Source organism: Castellaniella defragrans, assembly GCF_014203015.1.
Taxonomy (GTDB): domain Bacteria; phylum Pseudomonadota; class Gammaproteobacteria; order Burkholderiales; family Burkholderiaceae_B; genus Castellaniella; species Castellaniella defragrans.
In genome coordinates this window covers 187212-204816 of record NZ_JACHIB010000001.1, presented here as the reverse complement: position 1 = coordinate 204816, position 17605 = coordinate 187212, and the positions used below count along the sequence as shown (strand labels likewise).

The 17605-nt window shown below is 72.4% G+C and carries 19 protein-coding genes; 12 read left to right on the top strand and 7 right to left on the bottom strand.

Annotation, left to right across the window (positions count from 1 at the left end; genetic code table 11):
* The first annotated feature begins 67 nt into the window (after positions 1 to 67).
* Positions 68 to 1123 (top strand): glycosyltransferase family 4 protein, encoded by a 1056-nt coding sequence (locus HNR28_RS00920; protein ID WP_043679607.1) that lies wholly within the window; start codon positions 68 to 70, stop codon positions 1121 to 1123.
* A 93-nt stretch (positions 1124 to 1216) separates the two neighbouring features.
* On the opposite strand, the gene HNR28_RS00915 is transcribed toward HNR28_RS00920, so the two are convergent.
* Positions 1217 to 1738 (bottom strand): gamma carbonic anhydrase family protein, encoded by a 522-nt coding sequence (locus HNR28_RS00915; RefSeq protein ID WP_043679609.1) that lies wholly within the window; start codon positions 1736 to 1738, stop codon positions 1217 to 1219.
* 242 nt (positions 1739 to 1980) lie between these two features.
* On the opposite strand from HNR28_RS00915, the gene waaC reads away from it, so the two are divergent.
* Positions 1981 to 2988: a lipopolysaccharide heptosyltransferase I gene (gene waaC / locus HNR28_RS00910; RefSeq protein ID WP_151025636.1), complete on the top strand. Its 1008-nt coding sequence runs from the start codon at positions 1981 to 1983 to the stop codon at positions 2986 to 2988.
* A 40-nt stretch (positions 2989 to 3028) separates the two neighbouring features.
* On the top strand, positions 3029 to 4375 hold the full coding sequence (locus HNR28_RS00905) for a 3-deoxy-D-manno-octulosonic acid transferase (RefSeq protein WP_221291578.1): 1347 nt from the start codon (positions 3029 to 3031) through the stop codon (positions 4373 to 4375).
* Between the two features lie 8 nt (positions 4376 to 4383).
* On the opposite strand, the gene galU is transcribed toward HNR28_RS00905, so the two are convergent.
* Genes galU through HNR28_RS00885 form a run of 4 tightly spaced genes read right to left on the bottom strand, consistent with a single transcriptional unit; the run spans position 4384 to position 7178 of the window.
* Positions 4384 to 5244: a UTP--glucose-1-phosphate uridylyltransferase GalU gene (galU, locus tag HNR28_RS00900; protein WP_151025631.1), complete on the bottom strand. Its 861-nt coding sequence runs from the start codon at positions 5242 to 5244 to the stop codon at positions 4384 to 4386.
* Entirely contained in the window at positions 5244 to 5417 is a 174-nt protein-coding gene (locus HNR28_RS00895) for a hypothetical protein (RefSeq protein ID WP_170288551.1), read from the bottom strand. Before HNR28_RS00895 ends, galU begins: the two co-directional genes overlap by 1 nt.
* Before the next feature lie 40 nt (positions 5418 to 5457).
* Positions 5458 to 6309: a type III pantothenate kinase gene (locus tag HNR28_RS00890; RefSeq protein ID WP_184142427.1), complete on the bottom strand. Its 852-nt coding sequence runs from the start codon at positions 6307 to 6309 to the stop codon at positions 5458 to 5460.
* Positions 6306 to 7178: a biotin--[acetyl-CoA-carboxylase] ligase gene (locus HNR28_RS00885; protein ID WP_043679617.1), complete on the bottom strand. Its 873-nt coding sequence runs from the start codon at positions 7176 to 7178 to the stop codon at positions 6306 to 6308. Before HNR28_RS00885 ends, HNR28_RS00890 begins: the two co-directional genes overlap by 4 nt.
* Positions 7179 to 7223: 45 nt before the next feature.
* On the opposite strand from HNR28_RS00885, the gene HNR28_RS00880 reads away from it, so the two are divergent.
* From HNR28_RS00880 to HNR28_RS00845, 8 genes are all read left to right on the top strand, one after another.
* Positions 7224 to 7868, top strand: a complete 645-nt coding sequence (locus HNR28_RS00880; RefSeq protein ID WP_151024939.1) for an alpha/beta hydrolase — start codon at positions 7224 to 7226, stop codon at positions 7866 to 7868.
* 276 nt (positions 7869 to 8144) lie between these two features.
* Entirely contained in the window at positions 8145 to 9395 is a 1251-nt protein-coding gene (locus tag HNR28_RS00875) for a D-alanyl-D-alanine carboxypeptidase family protein (RefSeq protein ID WP_151024940.1), read from the top strand.
* Positions 9396 to 9402: 7 nt separating this feature from the next.
* On the top strand, positions 9403 to 9678 hold the full coding sequence (locus HNR28_RS00870; RefSeq protein WP_043679621.1) for a DUF493 family protein: 276 nt from the start codon (positions 9403 to 9405) through the stop codon (positions 9676 to 9678).
* Between the two features lie 81 nt (positions 9679 to 9759).
* The gene (lipB, locus tag HNR28_RS00865) at positions 9760 to 10476 is read left to right on the top strand and encodes a lipoyl(octanoyl) transferase LipB (protein ID WP_151024947.1); all 717 of its coding nucleotides are present in this window, start codon (positions 9760 to 9762) and stop codon (positions 10474 to 10476) included.
* The gene (locus HNR28_RS00860) at positions 10433 to 11233 is read left to right on the top strand and encodes an enoyl-CoA hydratase (protein WP_151024941.1); all 801 of its coding nucleotides are present in this window, start codon (positions 10433 to 10435) and stop codon (positions 11231 to 11233) included. The genes lipB and HNR28_RS00860 overlap by 44 nt, the downstream gene beginning before the upstream one ends.
* Before the next feature lie 84 nt (positions 11234 to 11317).
* On the top strand, positions 11318 to 12238 hold the full coding sequence (locus tag HNR28_RS00855; protein WP_244978143.1) for a formylglycine-generating enzyme family protein: 921 nt from the start codon (positions 11318 to 11320) through the stop codon (positions 12236 to 12238).
* A gap of 197 nt (positions 12239 to 12435) precedes the next feature.
* On the top strand, positions 12436 to 13521 hold the full coding sequence (gene nirK, locus HNR28_RS00850) for a copper-containing nitrite reductase (protein ID WP_151024942.1): 1086 nt from the start codon (positions 12436 to 12438) through the stop codon (positions 13519 to 13521).
* Between the two features lie 54 nt (positions 13522 to 13575).
* Complete coding sequence (locus HNR28_RS00845; RefSeq protein ID WP_052355529.1) at positions 13576 to 13893, top strand: c-type cytochrome; 318 nt, start codon at positions 13576 to 13578, stop codon at positions 13891 to 13893.
* A 101-nt stretch (positions 13894 to 13994) separates the two neighbouring features.
* Here the strand turns inward: HNR28_RS00845 and HNR28_RS00840 are convergent, their stop codons facing one another.
* The gene (locus tag HNR28_RS00840) at positions 13995 to 15029 is read right to left on the bottom strand and encodes a C45 family autoproteolytic acyltransferase/hydolase (RefSeq protein WP_170288488.1); all 1035 of its coding nucleotides are present in this window, start codon (positions 15027 to 15029) and stop codon (positions 13995 to 13997) included.
* 95 nt (positions 15030 to 15124) lie between these two features.
* Positions 15125 to 16024: a MurR/RpiR family transcriptional regulator gene (locus HNR28_RS00835; protein ID WP_151024943.1), complete on the bottom strand. Its 900-nt coding sequence runs from the start codon at positions 16022 to 16024 to the stop codon at positions 15125 to 15127.
* A 183-nt stretch (positions 16025 to 16207) separates the two neighbouring features.
* Between HNR28_RS00835 and HNR28_RS00830 the strand changes: the two genes are divergently transcribed.
* A complete protein-coding gene (locus HNR28_RS00830) occupies positions 16208 to 17533 on the top strand; it encodes an aspartate aminotransferase family protein (protein ID WP_151024944.1) in 1326 nt (441 codons plus the stop codon).
* The last annotated feature ends 72 nt before the right edge of the window (positions 17534 to 17605 follow it).

The window sequence follows — 17605 nt, the reverse complement described above, 5'->3', positions numbered from 1 at the left end:
GGGACTGCGCGGCGTCCAGACTCATCCCGGGCATCCGAATCGAACGGGACACTAGACGGGGACCGTCATGCGCATTCTGCATCTGAACATGGAAAAGGGCTGGCGGGGCGGCGAACGCCAGACCCTGCTGACCCTGCGCGGGCTGCGCGCGGGCGGCCACGAGGCCGCGCTGGCGGCGCGCGCGGGCGGCCCGCTGGCCGAGCGCGCCGCCGCCGAGGGCATTCCGGTGCACGCCTGCCGCGGTGCCCTGGGCCTGGCGCGCGTGCTGCTGACGGCAGGCTGGCGCTACGACGTGCTGCACGCGCAGACGGCCCAGGCCATGAGCCTGCTGGCGGCGCTGCGGCCGGTGCTGCGCGCCGCCCTGGTGTTCACGCGCCGCACGGCGTTCGACGATCCGGGAGCGGCGGGCCGCCACCGCTGGAAATGGGCGCGCGCCGACGCGCTGGTGGCGATCAGCGAGGCCGCGGCGGCGGCGCCCCGGGCGCTGGGCCTGGCCGTGACCGTCATCCCCAGCGCGGTCGAGGCCGCGCCGGCCGACCCCGGCGGGATGCGCGCGCTGCGGACGCGCTTCGGCCTGGAGGGCCGCCGCGTGCTGGCCACGGCGGCGGCGCTCAGCCCGGAAAAGGATCCGCTCACCCTGATCGAGGCGGTCGCCCTGCTGCGCCGCGATCATCCGGACGTGCTGTGCCTGCACTGCGGCGCCGACGGCGCGGCCGCCGACGCGGCGCGCGCGCGCGTGGCGGAACTGGGCCTGGAGGATCACTACCGGTTCGCGGGCTTTCTGCCGCAGGTGGCCGATGCGCTGGCGCTGGCCGAGGCCTACGTCAGCAGTTCGCGCTTCGAGGCGCTGGGCACCAGCGTGCTGGACGCCTGCCTGGCCGGCCTGCCGGTGGTGGCCACGGACGTCGGCGGGCACCGCGAGATCCTGGCGCCCGACTGCGGGCTGCTGGTCCCGGCGGGCGACGCCGCGGCCCTGGCGCGCCGCATCGCCTGGGTGCTGGACCATCCCCAGGCCGCCCGGGCCATGGGCGGGCGGGCGCGGGAGAGGGCGGCGCGGGAATACGCCGTGCCCGCCATGGTGGCGCGCTACGAAAGCCTGTATCGCGCGCTGCAGCGGGCGTAGCGCCCTGCGCCACCGTGGCGTCCTTCGCCTCCGGAGGGGGATGGCCCCGCAGGACCGTCGGGCCGGGCCGGCTGCGCCTGCCCGCACCGGCCGCTACAGCGGCCGCAGCGTCTCGCGGTACTGCTGCGCGCGCTCGGCGTAGCTGCGCGCGCTTTCCGCCAGATTGGCGACTTCCTCGTCGCTGAGGGTGCGCACCGCCTTGGCCGGCGCCCCCAGGATCAGCGACCGTTCCGGGAAGGTCTTGCCTTCGGTGACCAGGGCGCCGGCGCCGACCAGGCTGTGGCGGCCGATCACGGCGCCGTTCAGGACCACGGCCTGGATGCCGATCAGCGCGCCGTCCTCCACCGTGCAGCCGTGCAGCATGGCCTGGTGGCCCACGGTGACGTTGCGGCCGATGCGCAGCGGCCTGCCGGCGTCCACGTGCAGCACGGCGCCCTCCTGGACGTTGCTGTTCTCGCCGATGGCGATGGGCTCGTTGTCGGCGCGGATCGCGGCGCCGGGCCAGACGCTGGCGCCGGCCCCCAGCGTGACGGCGCCGATCAGGGTGGCTTCGGCCGCCACGAAGGCGGACGGGTCGATGTGCGGGGTCAGGTCCCCCAGGGCGTAACAGGTCATCGGGTGGTCTCCGGGCGGGCCGCGCGGCGCGCGCGCCCGGCCGTCGAGGGGCCGGGCCGGCGCGGGCGGCGGGGTGTGTGCCGATCGTAGCACGCCCGCGCGGCGCGCCCGTCCGGCGCCGTGGAACAGTCGCGGGACAGCCGCGGGATGGCCGTGGGGCGGCTTTGGGACAGCCGTGGGATGACCGCGGGACGGCCGTGGACGACCCGGGCGGGAACCCCGGGCGGCCCTATAATCGCGCCATGACGACCCGCATCCTCATCGTACGCACGTCCTCGCTCGGGGACCTGGTGCACATGCTGCCCGCCATCAGCGACATCGCCCGGCACGTGCCGGATGCGTCGATCGACTGGCTGGCCGAGGAAGCCTTCGCCGAAATCCCGTCCTGGCACCCGGCCGTGCACGAGGTCATCCCGGTGGCGCACCGGCGCTGGCGCAGGCACTGGTGGGCGGCCGACACCCGGCGCGAGCGCGCGGCCCTGCGCGCCACCCTGGGCGCGCGCCGCTACGACGTCGTGCTGGACATGCAGGCCCTGATGAAATCCATCTGGCTGGTCCGCCAGACGCGCGGCGTGCGCCACGGCCTGGACTGGAAGTCCGCGCGCGAGCCGCTGGCCTCGCTGTTCTACGACGTGCGCCACCGGGTGGAATTCTGGCAGCCGGCCATCGTCCGCCAGCGGGCGCTGGCGGCGGCCGCGTTCGGCTACGCGGTCGAAGGGCCGCCGGATTTCGGCCTGCACGCCCTGACCGACGGCGTGGCGATCGAGCCGGCCGCCCTCATCATGCCGTCGGCCAGCCGCGACGACAAGCTCTGGCCCGACGCCGACTGGCGGCAGGTCTTCGACGACCTGCAGGGGCGCGGCCTGGCGCTGCGGCTGCTGGCCGGCAACGAGGCCGAGCAGGCGCGCGCGCAGGCGCTGATCTGCGGACGGGCGGACGCGGCCGTCCTGCCGCGCATGGGCCTGCGCCAGGTGGCGGACCAGCTCGCCCGGGCGCGGATCATGGTGGGCCTGGACAGCGGCCTGACGCATCTGAGCGCCGGCCTGGGCCGCCCGACCATCGGCATCTACAAGGCCTCGACTCCGGTGCGCACGCCGCTGCAGGGGCCGGCCTATACCGCCAGCCTGGGCGAACGCGGCCAGGCGCCCGACGCCGGCCGCGTGCGGGCCGCCATCGCCGAGGCCCTGGACGAGGCCCGGGCCGAGGCGCCCCGCGCGGATTCCCCCGCCCCGATGGGCGGGGCCGGGTGAGCGGCGTGCCGGCCGCGGCCCGGCCGCGCGGGAGCGCGTGATGCGCGCGCTCTATTCCCTGCTGCTGCGCATCCTGTCGCCCCTGCTGCTGGCCTGGATGGCCCTGCGCGCCCGCCGCGCCGGCGGCCGCTGGTCGGTGCTGGGCGCGGCGCGCTTCGGCTGCTACCCGGGCGCCGCGCGCGATCCCGGCGCCGTCTGGGTCCATGCGGTCAGCCTGGGCGAGACCCGGGCCGCCCACCCGCTGATCCGGGCGCTGCTGGATCGCGGCCACCGGGTGCTGCTGACGCACCTGACGGCCACCGGCTGGGCCGAGGGCGGTCGCGTCTACGCGGCGGAGCTGGCCGACGGCCGGCTGCGCCAGGCCTGGCTGCCCTACGATTTTCCCGGGGCGGCGCGCCGCTTCCTGCGCCATTACCGCCCGGCGGTCGGCGTGCTGATCGAGCGCGAGGTCTGGCCCAATCTGGTGCATGCCGCCGCGCGCGCCGAGGTGCCGCTGGTGCTGGCCAGCGCCCGCATGTCGGCGGCCTCGCTGCGCGTCACGCTGCGGCTGGGCGCGCTGCTGCGGCCCGCCTACGGCGCGCTGACGCGCACCTACGCCCAGTCGCTGGCCGACGCCCGGCGGCTGGAGCGCGCCGGCGCGCGGCAGGTCGCCGTGTCGGGCAATTTCAAGTTCGACCTGCGGCTCGACCGCGAGCGCATGGACCGGGGCGCGGACTTCGCCGCCCGGCTGGGCCGGCGCATCGTGGTCATCGCCAGCACGCGCGAGGGCGAGGACGCGCCCTTCGTCGAGGCCATCCGGCGCGAGATCGAGCAGCGGCGCGTCCGCGGCGAAGACTGTGGCCGGCCGCTGCTGTTCATCCTGGTGCCGCGCCATCCGGAGCGCTTCGAGGCCGCCGCCGGGCTGCTGCGGGCCGCGGGCCTGCCCCATGTGCGGCGCAGCCGCCTGCTGGAACTCGGCGACGGCGGCAGCACGGCCGTCGAGGCCTGCCGGGACGCCGCCGTGATCCTGGGCGATACGCTGGGCGAGATGGCCTGGTACTACGCCTGCGCCCAGGTGGCGATCGTGGGCGGCAGTTTCGCGCCGCTGGGGGGGCAGAACTTCATCGAGGCCAGCGCCCAGGGCCGGCCGGTCCTGGTGGGGCCGCACACGGCCCATTTCGAGCAGGCGGTGGCCGACGCGCTGGCCGCCGGCGCCATCGCCCGGGCGGCCGATCCGGCCCAGGCCGTGCGCCAGGCCCTGCGGTGGCTGGACGATCCGGCCGCCCTGCACCGCGTGGGCGAGGCCGCGCGCGACTGGGTCCGGCAGCATGCCGGCGCGGTGACGCGCGTGGTGGACGGCATCGAGGACCTGCTGGCGCGCCCGCCGCGGCGCCCGCCCGGCGCCTGAGGCCCGGATCAGGAATCCGCGTCGGGCAGACGGGCCGGTATCAGGCCGTGGTATTTCCGGCCCAGCGCCAGCGTCGCCTGGAAGAAGCCTTCCTTGCAGCCGCAGTCGTAGCGGACCCCTTCGTAGCGGTGGGCCAGCACGCGGCGCTGCTTCAGCAGCTCGGCGATCGCGTCCGTGAGCTGGATCTCGCGGCCCACGCCGGCCTGGGTGTGGCGCAGGTGATCGAAGATTTCCGGTTCCAGGACGTACCGGCCGACGACGGCCTGGTTCGAGGGCGCGTCCTGCGGGGCGGGCTTTTCCACGATGCGTTCCACCCGCGTGTTGCGCGCGTCGATGGCCGTGCCGGCGATCATGCCGTACTTGCGGCTGTCGGCCGGGTCGATGGTCTGGATGGCGAGCACGCTGCCGTCGTGCTGGTGGGCGGCGTCCACCAGCTGGCGCGTGACGGAGGTGTCGGCGTCCAGCAGGTCGTCGGCCAGCAGCACGGCGAAGGGCTCGTTGCCGACGATGGGCTCGGCGCACAGGACCGCGTGGCCCAGGCCCAGCGGCTGGGCCTGGCGGGTGTAGATGCAGTGGACGTGCGGCGGCAGGATCGTGCTGATCGTCTCCAGCAGGGCCTGCTTGCCCTTGGCTTCCAGCTCGGCCTCCAGTTCGGGCATGCGGTCGAAGTGGTCCTCGATGGCCCGCTTGTGGCGGCCCGTGACAAAGATCAGTTCCGTGATGCCCGCGGCCAGGGCTTCCTCGACGGCGTACTGGATCAGCGGCTTGTCGATGACGGGGAGCATTTCCTTGGGCATGGCCTTGGTGGCCGGCAGAAAACGGGTGCCCAGGCCCGCGACGGGAAAGACGGCTTTGCGGATGGGTTTCATCAGGGGGTGGCGGTGGGAGGGATGGGTGCGCCCAGGATCAGGGCCTGCTGGTTGCGTTGCGACAGCGGCCGGGGCGTGCGCCCCTGCTCGGCCGGCGGTGGACCGAAGAAGCCCTGTCCGTAGGCCAGCAGCGCCAGGTTGGCGACGACGGCGAGTGTCAGCAGGAAACGCATGCGTGGATGGAAATGAGATGCGGAAACGCTGGTCAGTATATCAGCGGTCCTCCGCAGGTTCAGCGGCCGGGCCGGCCCCTGCCGGCGGGCGGGCCAGGCTGGCCAGGCCGTCCAGGACGGGGCTGTCCAGCCGGCGCGGCGGCGCGGCGTCCGGGTCCGTGCGCGTCAGCGCCGCCCGCAGTTCCGCCTGCACGCGCGGCCAGTCGCCGCCGCTCACGAATAGCAGCGGCCGCGCGCCGGAACAGGCCTCGGCGGCCAGGCGCCGCTGGCGCAGCAGTGCGCCGGCCTGGGCGGCCGCGATGCCGCTGGCGATGGCGGCGTCGGTGTCGGTCGGGAAATCGACGGGCCCGCCCCGCGCCAGGGGCAGGTCGGCGGTCCCCTGGGACAGGCTGCGGGCCATCAGGGCGGCGCCCGGCAGGATCAGCCCGCCGATGAAGGCGGGTCGCCGCCCGCCGCCGGCCTGCGTCCGCCAGGCCAGAGTGTCGATCGTGGTGGCGGTGCCGAAGCTGGCCAGGATGCAGGGGGCGCCCGCCCGCCAGGCCGGCTCGTCCTCGACGTGTTGCAGCAGGCCCAAGAGGCCCAGCCAGCGGTCGGCCCCCAGCCGCGCCGGCTGGCGGTAGCCGTTCAGCAGCCGGTCGTGCCCGTCGCGGGTGTCGTGCCAGCGCACGGGCAGGTCCCAGGCGGCGCGGCAGGCCCGTTCCAGGGCGTCGCGCACCGCGCCGCCGGCGACGTTGGACCCCAGGATGCGCCGCGGCGTGAAGTCCAGGCGCGCGGCCAGGCCGGGCAGCTCCGCGTGTTCCAGGACCAGGGGCGGGGCGCTGCGGCGGGACTCGCCGGGCGCCAGCCAGGCGATCTTGACCCGGCTGTTGCCGGCGTCGATCAGCAGGATCATCGCTGCAGCCGCACGGAGATCTCGCCCACCGAGATGGCCTGCACGCCGTCGGCGTTGCGCAGCAGCAGGCGGCCGTCGCCGTCGATGCCGCAGGCCGCGCCCGTGTGGCGCAGGCGGCCGTCGTCGAGCACGTCCAGCATGCGTCCCGCCAGGCCGTCCACTTCCGCGTAGCGGGCGGGCAGGTCGGCGAAGCCCCGCGCGGTGGCGTGGTTCAGCGCGTCGTACCAGGCGCGGGCGGCGCAGGCGGCCAGGTCCGCGGCCGTGGCGTGCGCGGCGGCGGAGTCCTCGGCCGCGATTTCGGCCCAGTCCGCGATGCGCCGGTCCAGCGATTGCGAGAGGGCGCGCGCGTCCTCCAGGTTCAGGCCCATGCCGATGATGATGAGGTGGTGGTCGGCGGCCTGGGCGGTGCCCGAGCGGGTGGACTCGATCAGGATGCCGGCCAGCTTGGCCTGGTCCCAGAGCAGGTCGTTGGGCCACTTCATGGTCAGGCGCGTGCGGTGGCGGGCGTCGAGGCGCGTGCGCAGGGCCTGACAGGTGGCCATGCCGATCAGGGGGGCCAGCGTCGGCAGCTGGCGCGCCGGCAGGAAGACGTCGAAGGCGCAGGAAAACATCAGGTTGGCGCCGATGCGGTTCTGCCAGGTGCGGCCGGCGCGCCCGCGCCCCTGGGATTGCAGGTGCGTGCCCAGCAGCCAGGGGCGGTCCGGCGGCCCGCCGTCGCGGCGCGCGAGCGCCAGCAGGTCGGCGTTGGTCGAGCCGGTCTGTTCCAGCCAGTCCACCTGACGGAACTGTGGCAGGATCTCGCGCAGGGTCGCGGCCATGACCCCGGGGGGCGGCAGGACGCGGGCGGGATCGGGGGAGGGGCCGGTCATATGGGTAGAATGGGGTCTGGAGCAGACAGGAGAATCCGCGCAGCCATGAGTTTACGCACAGAACAAGCCACATGCCAGGGTCTGGCCGGCCTGATCGAGTACACCGTGGATCATCCGGAGGACGCGCCCTCGGGCTGGGCGCTGGTGCTGCATCCGCACCCGCTGCACGGCGGCACCCGCGACAACAAGATCGTCACCACGGTGTCGCGCGCCTGCGTGCAGCACGGGCTGCTCGCCATCCGCCCCAACTTCCGCGGGGTGGGCGCATCGGCGGGCGCGTTCGACCGCGCGATCGGCGAGACGGCCGACATGGCGGCCGTCGTCGAGCATGTCTTCCAGGCCTGGCCCGAGGCGGCCGCCGGGCCCTGGGTGCTGGCGGGCTTTTCCTTCGGCTCGGCGGTGGCCGCCCAGCTGTACGCCGAGCTGGCCGACCGCGGGCTGCCGCTGCCGGCCCGCCTGATGCTGATCGGCTGCGCGGTCGAGCGCTTCCGCCATCGCCCCCTGACGATGCCGCCCGATACGCTCATGATCCACGGCGAGCACGACGAGGTCGTGCCCCTGTCCGAAGGCATGGACTTCGCCCGGGCGCACCAGCTGCCCATGACGGTCGTGCCGGATGCCGGCCACTTCTTCCACGGCAAGCTGCTGATCCTGCGCCAGATCGTCCAGGCGGGGCTGCGCGGCCTCTGAGCCTGGTTTCCCGATCCCCGCTTCCCCGGTCCCGGGCCGCCGCATCCGCCAGCCGTCCGGCCGCATCCGCCAGCCGCCCGGTTTCGTCCGGCGGGCGCCTGCATCGTCCGGCGCCGCCCGGGCGGCCGCGCCCCTCGTCCGCCGCGCTCCGGGGCATGTCGTTTCAGTTGCTTGCGTTTTGTCTCGAATTGGCCGAGCCGCGCGGCCGTGGCGGATTTTCGCCCTGCCTATAATGGGCGCTTGTCGTTTCTTCCCCATCCTGCCGCCGTCATGCCCATGAATGCCTTCCCGCCGCTCCTCCGTCGTTCCCGCCTGGCGCCCCTGGCGCTGGCCTGCTCGCTGCTGGTGTCCGGCGCGGCCTGGTCGCAGGCGGCGCCCGGGCCCGCCGCCGCGGCCGCATCCGCCCAGGCTCCGGCCTCGGCCGCGGCCCCGGCCGGCATCGACATGGTCAGCAGCCTGTCCAACATTCCCGCCCCGTCCCTGAACGCCAAGGCCTGGCTGACCCTGGACGCCACCAGCGGCCAGGTCATCGCCGCGCAGAATCCCCAGGAAGCCGTCGAGCCCGCGTCCCTGACCAAGCTGATGTCCGCCTACGTCATCTTCGAGGCCCTGGAAGACGGCCGGCTGAAGCTCGACCAGAAGGTCCACATCTCCGAAAAGGCCTGGAAGACCGAAGGCTCGCGCATGTTCATCAATCCGAACACGGACGTGTCGGTGGACGACCTGCTGCAGGGCATGCTGGTGCAATCGGGCAACGACGCCACCGTGGCGCTGGCCGAGGCCGTCGCCGGCAGCGAATCCGCCTTCGCCGCGCTCATGAACCAGCAGGCCAAGGCCCTGGGCATGAAGCACACCCACTTCACCAACGCCCCCGGCCTGCCCGATCCCGACCACATGACCACGGTCGAGGACCTGGCGATCCTGGCGCGGGCGCTGGTCCAGCGCTTCCCGCAATACCGGCACTACGACAGCCAGAAGGAATTCACCTACAACAACATCAAGCAGAGCAACCGCAACCGCCTGCTGTGGGCCGACTCCACCGTCGATGGCCTGAAGACCGGCCATACCCAGTCCGCGGGCTACTGCCTGGTGGCCACGGCGCTGCGCGACGGCCGGCGCGTCGTGTCGGTGCTGGTGGGCGCGGCCAGCGACGCCGCCCGCACCGAAAGCAGCCTGAAGCTGCTGAACTGGAGCTTCAAGAACTTCGACACGGTCAAGCTGCTGGACAAGGGCAAGCCGGCCGTGTCCGCGCGGGTCTGGGAAGGCGCCACCGAAACCGCCGAGCTGGGCCTGTCCGACGCGCTGTGGGTGACGGTGCCGCGTGGCCGCGCCGACGACATCAAGACCGAGGCGCGCTACACCCAGCCGCTGATGGCGCCCCTGACCGAGGGCGCGCAGGCCGGCACGCTGGTGATCACCCTGGACGGCAAGGAACTGGACCGGCGGCCGCTGCTGGTGCTGCATTCGGTGGAAGAGGCCGGGTTCTTCGGCCGGCTGCTGGACAAGATCCGCCTGATGTTTGAATAATGGCGTCATGAAACCGATCCGTCCCGAAGACTCCCTGATCGACTATCCCTGCGATTTCCCGATCAAGGTCATGGGGCGCGCGCATGAGGATTTCGCGCGCGCCATGACCGAGGTGGTGCTGGGCTTCGATCCGGCCTTCGACCCGGCCACCATCGAGATCCGCCCCAGTTCCAGTGGCAACTACCTGGGCCTGACCCTGACGGTGCGCGTCACCTCGCGCGAGCAGCTGGACGACCTGTACCGCGCCCTGCACGGGCACGAGATGGTGTCCGTGGTGCTCTAGGCGGGGCCGGCCATGGTCATGCAGGCACCCGGGCGGACGCGCGTGCCGGAGCCCTTCTCGCCGGCGCCCGTGCCAGCGTCCATGCAGACGCCCCTGCGGACGCGCTGGCTGGACCGTCCCGCCCCCTACCTGCCGGTCTGGCAGGCCATGCAGGACTTCACCGAATCCCGCGATGACGGCACGCCCGACGAACTCTGGCTGGTCGAGCATGCGCCGGTCTACACCCTGGGCCAGGCCGGCAAGCCGGAGCACATCCTCAATCCCCACGGCATTCCGGTGGTGCATTGCAACCGGGGCGGGCAGGTCACCTACCACGGGCCGGGCCAGGTCGTGCTCTACACCCTGGTGGACCTGCGCCGCCAGGGAGTCTTCGTGCGGGAATTCGTCTCCCTGCTCGAACAGGCCGTGCTCGACCTGCTGGCCGAGCTGGGCGTGGCGGGCGCTTGCCGCAAGCCCGGCGCCCCCGGCATCTACGTGCCCCAGTCGGCGCTGGCGCGGCCCCGGGGCGAGGCCCTGGCCAAGATCGCCGCGCTGGGGGTCAAGATCCGCAACGGCCGCGCCTATCATGGCGTGGCCCTGAACGTGGCCATGGACCTCGATCCCTTCCTGGGCATCAATCCCTGCGGCTACGAGGGCCTGCAGACGGTCGATCTGCGGGCCTGCGGCATCGAGGCCGGCCTGATCGCGGCCGGGAACCGGCTGGCGGAGATCTTTTCGGCGGCCTGGACGGCCGCCGGCCACCAAGGAGACGCACATGACGCAAGCCTCGAACGCCTCGAACGATCCGGTGCTGGATGAACGCCGCGACGGCGTGCTCACGCTGACGCTGAACCGGCCCGACCAGTTCAACGCGCTGTCCGAGGACATGCTGACGGCGCTGCAGGCGCGCTTCGACGCCTGCCGGGACGACACCGGCCTGCGCGTGGTGGTGCTGGCCGCCAACGGCCGTGCCTTCTGCGCGGGGCACGACCTGAAGCAGATGCGCGGCCATGCCGGCGACCGGGACTACTACAACGACCTGTTCGGCCGCTGCGGCCGGCTGATGCAGTCCATCGCGCGCTGCCCGGTGCCGGTCATCGCGCGGGTCCACGGCACGGCGACCGCCGCCGGCTGCCAGCTGGTGGCCAGCTGCGACCTGGCGGTGGCCGCCGAGAGCGCGCGCCTGGCCGTCTCCGGCATCAACGTCGGCCTGTTCTGCGCCACGCCGGCCGTGGCGCTGACGCGCAACGTGCCCCTGAAGAACGCCTTCGAGATGCTGGTGACGGGCCAGTTCATCAGCGCCCGTCAGGCCGCCGAGCGCGGCCTGGTCAATCACGCCGTGCCCGATGCCGAGCTGGACCGCGCCGTGCAGGGGCTGGTCGACGCCATCCTGGCGAAAAGCCCGGTGGCGGTGCGCATCGGCAAGGCCATGGTCTACCGGCAGCTGGGCCTGCCGCTGGACCAGGCCTACGACTACGCCGCCGGCGTCATGGCGGAGAACATGCTGGCCGAGGACGTGGGCGAGGGCATCGACGCCTTCATGCAGAAGCGCCCGCCGCAGTGGCGCGGGCGCTGATGTCGGCCTCTCATTGATGCACCACAAGGCGCGGGAGCCCGCTCCTGCGTTCCAATGAAGGGGTCGTCCGAAACGGAGCCCCTCATGCCGCAGTCCCGATCTTCCCCCGATCCTCGTCCGGGCCGCGCCGCGCGCGCCGGCCTGCTGGCCGCGATGCTGGCCTGCGCGGCGGGGATGGCCTGCGCGGCGGGGATGGCGCCGGCGGCCGGCGCCGCGGCCGCTTCCTCCGCCGCTTCCGCTTCCGCCGCTTCCGCCTCCGCCTCCGCCTCCGCCTCCGCCGCCTCCGCCGGCATCGAGGTCGTTGCCATTCCGAGCGGCGAGTTCACCTACCAGGCGGCCGGCGAGTTCCTCGACCGGGGCCGGCCCGTGGACGCCCCGCGCGTCCAGGGCCGGGTCGAGCCGGGCCGGGCCATCATGCGCCGCCAGGTCAGCCAGGCGGAATACGCCCGCTGCGTGCAGGCGGGCGCCTGCAAGCGCCTGGACAAGGGCTTCCGGGACCTGAATTCGCCCGACCTGCCGGCCGTGGGCGTGAGCTGGGCCGACGCCACCGCCTACGCGGCCTGGCTGTCGCGCGAGACCGGCCAGCGCTGGCGGCTGCCGGTCTACGCCGAGTGGGTACGCGCCGCCGCCGACCGCTACCGCGAGGAAGGCGCCCTGCCTTCGGATCCCGCCGATCCCGCCGTGCGCTGGCTGGCCGAGTACGAGCGCGAGATCGCCCGCAGCCGGGGCCGCATCAAGGCCACCCAGCCCTTCGGCCACTTCGGCGTCAACGCCCTGGGCCTGAGCGACATGGGCGGCAACGTCTGGGAATGGACCGACACCTGTTTCGCCAGCCACAGCGTGGGCGCGCTGCCCCTGGCGCCGCGCGAGAACTGCGGCGTGCGCATCCTGGCGGGCGCCCACATCGCCGCCATGGCCGACTTCATCCGCGATCCGCGCAACGGCGCCTGTTCCATCGGCCTGCCGCCGGCCAACCTGGGCTTCCGCCTGGTGCGGGAAGACTGAGCGCGCCATCCGGCGCGGCGGCCCGCGGGAGCGGGGGCGCCCCCCTGGCCGCCGGAAATGTTTGCGACATGTCAATACTTTCCACGAAACCTGAACGACGCCTGAACCGGCTTGATCCAGCGCAATGAGGGTAAACCCAGGCCATGACAAGATGGCAACGTCGAAACAAGACGACACATCAAATCAGGGAGTTGAACATGAAGGTTTTTCGTCTGTGTATGGCCGCCACCGCTCTGGCGTCCTTGCTGGCCGGGGGCGTCGCTCTGGCGGATCCCGCCGACAAGCTGGAGCACATCAAGCCCGTGCTCGTTGCGCCGCCCCATGTGATGGAACATGAACAGGCGACCAAGGCCAAGCCGCGCGTGGTCGAGTTCACGATGACCATCGAGGAAAAGAAGATCGTCATCGACGAAGAGAACGGCACGACGATGCAGGCCATGACCTTCAACGGCTCCATGCCCGGTCCGACCATGGTGGTGCACGAGGGCGACTACGTCCAGCTCACCCTGATCAACCCGGCCACCAACGCGCTGGAGCACAACATCGACTTCCACGCGTCCACCGGCGCCCTGGGCGGCGGCGCGCTGACCAAGATCAAGCCGGGCGAGCAGACCGTGCTGCGCTTCAAGGCGGACCGCACCGGCACCTTCATCTACCACTGCGCCCCCGAAGGCATGGTGCCCTGGCACGTGGTGTCCGGCATGAGCGGCACCCTGATGGTGCTGCCGCGCGACGGCCTGAAGGACCAGGACGGCAAGCCGCTGCACTACGACAAGGTCTACACCATCGGCGAATTCGACCTGTACATCCCGAAGGACGAGAACGGCAATTACAAGGAATACGACACCGCCCTGGAAAGCTACGGCGACACCACCGAGGTGATGCGCGGCCTGATCCCGTCGCACATCGTGTTCAACGGCAAGAAGGGCGCGCTGACCGGCGCGGGTGCCCTGACGGCCAAGGTCGGCGAGACCGTGCTGTTCATCCACTCCTCGGCCAACCGCGACACCCGTCCCCACCTGATCGGTGGTCACGGCGACTACGTCTGGGCCACGGGCAAGTTCATCAACAAGCCCGAACGCAATCTGGAAACCTGGTTCATCCCGGGCGGCACGGCCGGCGTGATGATGTACACCTTCAAGCAGCCCGGCATCTACGCCTACGTCAACCACAACCTGATCGAAGCCTTCGAGCTCGGCGCCGCCGGCCACGTCAAGGTCGAAGGCAAGTGGAACGACGACCTGATGAAGCAGGTCGTGGCTCCCAGCGCCATCAAGAACTAAACCACAGTACCCGGGACGGCCCCGACGGCCGTCCCGACTCCGGAGATAGACAAAATGCTGAAGATCGTGAGCCTCACCGCCCTGTCCCTGGCCCTGCTGCCGGCCCTGTCGATGGCGTCCGACGCCGGAACGCTGAAGACCGGCGAGAAGCTCTACAAGAGCGCGTGTGTGGCCTGCCACAGCACCGGCGCGGCCAATGCGCCCAAGCTGGGCAACAAGCAGGCCTGGGCACCGCTGATCGCCAAGGGCATGGACGAAATGATGAACGTGGCGCTGCACGGCAAGGGTGCCATGCCCGCGCGCGGCGGCACCAAGGCCGACGACGCCACTCTGCGCGCCGCCGTGGAATACATGGTCAGCCGCGCGCAGTAAGCCCCCCACGAGGCGCCCGCTTCGGATTGCGGCATCCCCCCGCCTCGCCGCTTGCAAGCGGCCCGGATTTTCCAGGCATAGGTCAGTCCGCAGGGACTGACCTATGTCCTGTCCAATCCCTCGAAGCGGTGATGCGGTTCGGCCGCGCCGGGGGCATACACGGCCCAGCGGGCCGTGTTTCCGTTCAGGTCGATGTCGGCGGTGGCCAGGGTGTTTTCCTGGTCGGTGTCGTCGGGCGACCGCCGCAGGATGGGCTCGGCGGCGTCGCCCGTGTCGGCCAGGATCGCCAGCGCGTCCGCGCCCTGCGCCAGCAGGGCTTCGCCGCGCGCCTGGCGGCGCGCCGACGAGGCGGTGATCACCTGCGGCAGGTCTTCCTGCGCCTGGTGCACGGCATGGTTGGCGTGCAGCAGCGGCGCGCGGGCCACGGGGCGGACGGACACGGCCGCCTGGCTGAATTCCACGCTCCAGGTCTGTGATTCGCCGGCCTGTCCCAGGCCCAGGTGGAACGCCCCCATGCGGCCATGCGCCTGCAGGATCGACACCGCTTCCCCCACCGAGCCGGCGGCCAGCAGGGCGCGGGTCAGGACCATGCGCGGCATGCCCGCCGCGGCCCGGCGGGCGCGGATGTTGTTGACCGTCATCGCCAGGCCGGCTTCGTTGACGGCGAAGGTATGGCCGGGCAGCGAGCCCGGATAGACGAAGGACGCGAAGGCGGGGGCGCCGGCCGGCCGCACTTCGGCCAGGCCGCAGGCGCCGGCGAAGCCCGGGTCGCCGTCCTCGTTGTGGCTCAGGCGCCGCGGCGCCAGCACCGTGGTGCAGCCGTCGGGCGCCAGCGCCCAGAGGTCGCCGCGGCAGTTCCACAGGAAGACCTCGTCGGGCGGCAGGTCCAGGCCCTCGGCCAGGCCCGCCAGTTCGTCCTCGATCCAGGGAAAGGCCTGGCGCAGCAGCGCGCGCATGGCCGGGACTTCCGGCCGGTCGCGGCAGGCCATGACCTGCGCCCAGGCGTCCGAGCGGACCAGGTGGCGGTGACAGGCTTCGGCCCCCCAGCGCCCCAGGGCGCGGCCGACGTCGCGGTGGGCGCTGCGGGCCTCGACCGGCAGCAGTTCGAGCGGGCGGGAATCGGTCGTGTCGTTCATTTTTTATCGTTCATCGGTAAGCGCCGGCGGCGCGCAGTGGTGGCTCAGCGGTGCGGTGATGGCGCAACAGCGTCTCGTGGCCGGGCATCGGTCGCTCATCGATAGGCGCCGGTGGCGTGCAGCAGGGCTTCCGTGCGGCCCAGTTCGGCCAGGGCGGGCTCGCCCTGGCGGACCAGCAGCTGCTGGGCCAGCATCTCCACCAGCGCCTGGATCGCCACGGTGGTCGGGAAAAAGGAATGTCCCTGGGTGGAGAAGGTCAGCACGCAGTCGGCATGCAGCGCCATCGGGGCGAGCTGGCTGTCGCACAGGGCCAGCATCCGGCAGCCCCGCGAGGCCTCCGGCCCCGCGGGATCCGTGGGATCGCCGCGGCGCAGCGCCTCGGCCAGCTCGATGATTTCGCGGGAGTAGGGCGCATAGCCGATCAGCACCACGGTGTCCTCGGGCCGCAGGCGGTGCGTGTCCAGGCTCAGGGTGCCGCCGGTGTTGTGCAGCAGGTGCACGTCCGGACGGAACAGGCTGCACAGGTAGCGCAGGCTGAAGGCCGCCGGATAGCAGGAGCGGAATCCGGCGACCACGATGCGCCCGGCATCGGCCAGCAGCGCCACCGCCTGGGCCATGACGGCCTGGTTGACGGGCTCCAGCGCCTGCAGGTTGAGCACCTGCCGGTGGATGGCGGCCTGCCAGGACGCCTGCTCGGATTCCGGGCGGTGGACCAGGGACAGCGCGCGCGCGGCGTAGGCGCCGGGCGGGTGGAGTTCCTGGGTGAAGACGGCCTTCAGGGCGTCCCAGCCCGCGTAGCCCAGGTGCTGGGCCAGCCGCACCAGCGTGGCCGGCTGCACGCCGGCCAGGGCGGCCAGCTTGCGCGCCGACAGGGTCGAGACCTGCGTGGGGTGATCGATCAGGTAGCGCGCGCCCGCCTGGAACTGCGGGCTGAGGCCCGGATAGCGGGATTGGATGAGGCGGGTGAGTTCATCCAGCGAGTGGGGTGCCGACATAGTTGAAAGCCCGCCACGCCGCGCCTTCGGCTCGCGTCCGCCTCGCGGCCTGCATGCCGCGCGAAGGGACGCGTTTCGCCTTGGGACGGCCCGGCGGCAAAAAGAGGGTTGTAGAAAGCGGGCCGGGGTATGAATTATACGTTGCTTGATCTATGATACACGAAACATCTGTTGAGCCACACCATGACCCACGTATTCCATCGCAATCCCCAGCATACGCTCAAGCGCGCCGTGCGCGGCCAGGGAATTTCCCTGTTCGACCAGGACGGCCGCGCGTACCTGGACGCCTCGGGCGGGGCGGCCGTGTCCTGCCTGGGCCACGGGCATCCCGACGTGATCGCCGCCATCAAGGCGCAACTGGACGAGGTGGCCTACGCCCATTCGTCCTTCTTCACCACCGAGGCCTGCGAGGACCTGGCGGACTTCCTGGCCGGCGAGGCGCCGGGCGACCTGGACCACGTGTATTTCGTCTCCGGCGGGTCCGAGGCGGTCGAGGCGGCGCTGAAGCTCGCCCGCCAGTATTTCGTCGAGCGCGGTGAGACGGAACGCAGCCAGTTCATCGCCCGCCGCCAGAGCTATCACGGCAACACGCTGGGCGCGCTGGCCATCGGCGGCAACGCCTGGCGGCGCCAGCCCTTCCTGCCGCTGCTGGCGCCGGCGCATCATGTGTCGCCCTGCTACGCCTACCGCGACCAGTTGCCCGGCGAGACCGAGGAGCAGTACGCCGCCCGCCTGGCCGACGAGCTGGAGCGGAAGATCCTGGAGATCGGCGCGGAACGCGTGGCCGCCTTCGTGGCGGAAACCGTGGTCGGCGCCACCGCGGGCGCGCTGCCGCCGGTGCGCACCTACCTGCGCCGCATCCGCGAGGTCTGCGACCGGCACGGCGTGCTGCTGATCCTGGACGAGGTCATGTCCGGCATGGGGCGCACCGGCCACCTGTACGCCTGCGCCGAGGACGGCGTCGCCCCGGACATCCTGGCCATCGCCAAGGGCCTGGGGGCGGGCTACCAGCCCATCGGCGCCATGCTGGCCAGCCGCCGCGTCTACGACACCATCGTGAACGGCAGCGGATTCTTCCAGCACGGCCACACCTACATGGGCCACGCCACGGCCTGCGCCGCCGCCCTGGCGGTGCAGCGCGTGATCCGGCGCGACGCCCTGCTGGACAACGTCCTGGCGCGCGGCGAGCAACTGCGGGCGCGGCTGCGCGCAGTCTTCGCCGACCATCCCAACGTCGGCGACGTGCGCGGCCGGGGCCTGTTCGTGGGGGTGGAATTCGTGCGCGACCGGGCCGACAAGTCCGTGCTGGATCCGGCCCTGAAGACGCATGCGCGCCTGAAGCGCCAGGCCATGGAAAACGGCCTGATGGTGTATCCCATGGGCGGCACCGTCGACGGCGTCCACGGCGACCACGTGCTGCTGGCGCCGCCCTTCATCTGCACGGCGGCCGACATCGACGAGATCGTCGCGCGGCTGGACCGCACGGTGCGCCAGGTCCTGCCCGCCTGAGCCCGGCGCGCATGCCCGGCTGTCCTTCTTCCCCGCCCCGCGGCCCGCCGGCCGGGGGGCGCCACGGAAACC

Coding starts and splice junctions, on each gene's coding strand:
- HNR28_RS00920 (WP_043679607.1), top strand. CDS start 68: ATGCGCATTCTGCATCTGAACATGGAAAAGGGCTGGCGGGGCGGCGAA.
- HNR28_RS00915 (WP_043679609.1), bottom strand. CDS start 1,738: ATGACCTGTTACGCCCTGGGGGACCTGACCCCGCACATCGACCCGTCC.
- waaC (WP_151025636.1), top strand. CDS start 1,981: ATGACGACCCGCATCCTCATCGTACGCACGTCCTCGCTCGGGGACCTG.
- HNR28_RS00905 (WP_221291578.1), top strand. CDS start 3,029: ATGCGCGCGCTCTATTCCCTGCTGCTGCGCATCCTGTCGCCCCTGCTG.
- galU (WP_151025631.1), bottom strand. CDS start 5,244: ATGAAACCCATCCGCAAAGCCGTCTTTCCCGTCGCGGGCCTGGGCACC.
- HNR28_RS00895 (WP_170288551.1), bottom strand. CDS start 5,417: ATGCGTTTCCTGCTGACACTCGCCGTCGTCGCCAACCTGGCGCTGCTG.
- HNR28_RS00890 (WP_184142427.1), bottom strand. CDS start 6,309: ATGATCCTGCTGATCGACGCCGGCAACAGCCGGGTCAAGATCGCCTGG.
- HNR28_RS00885 (WP_043679617.1), bottom strand. CDS start 7,178: ATGACCGGCCCCTCCCCCGATCCCGCCCGCGTCCTGCCGCCCCCCGGG.
- HNR28_RS00880 (WP_151024939.1), top strand. CDS start 7,224: ATGAGTTTACGCACAGAACAAGCCACATGCCAGGGTCTGGCCGGCCTG.
- HNR28_RS00875 (WP_151024940.1), top strand. CDS start 8,145: ATGAATGCCTTCCCGCCGCTCCTCCGTCGTTCCCGCCTGGCGCCCCTG.
- HNR28_RS00870 (WP_043679621.1), top strand. CDS start 9,403: ATGAAACCGATCCGTCCCGAAGACTCCCTGATCGACTATCCCTGCGAT.
- lipB (WP_151024947.1), top strand. CDS start 9,760: ATGCAGACGCCCCTGCGGACGCGCTGGCTGGACCGTCCCGCCCCCTAC.
- HNR28_RS00860 (WP_151024941.1), top strand. CDS start 10,433: ATGACGCAAGCCTCGAACGCCTCGAACGATCCGGTGCTGGATGAACGC.
- HNR28_RS00855 (WP_244978143.1), top strand. CDS start 11,318: ATGCCGCAGTCCCGATCTTCCCCCGATCCTCGTCCGGGCCGCGCCGCG.
- nirK (WP_151024942.1), top strand. CDS start 12,436: ATGAAGGTTTTTCGTCTGTGTATGGCCGCCACCGCTCTGGCGTCCTTG.
- HNR28_RS00845 (WP_052355529.1), top strand. CDS start 13,576: ATGCTGAAGATCGTGAGCCTCACCGCCCTGTCCCTGGCCCTGCTGCCG.
- HNR28_RS00840 (WP_170288488.1), bottom strand. CDS start 15,029: ATGAACGACACGACCGATTCCCGCCCGCTCGAACTGCTGCCGGTCGAG.
- HNR28_RS00835 (WP_151024943.1), bottom strand. CDS start 16,024: ATGTCGGCACCCCACTCGCTGGATGAACTCACCCGCCTCATCCAATCC.
- HNR28_RS00830 (WP_151024944.1), top strand. CDS start 16,208: ATGACCCACGTATTCCATCGCAATCCCCAGCATACGCTCAAGCGCGCC.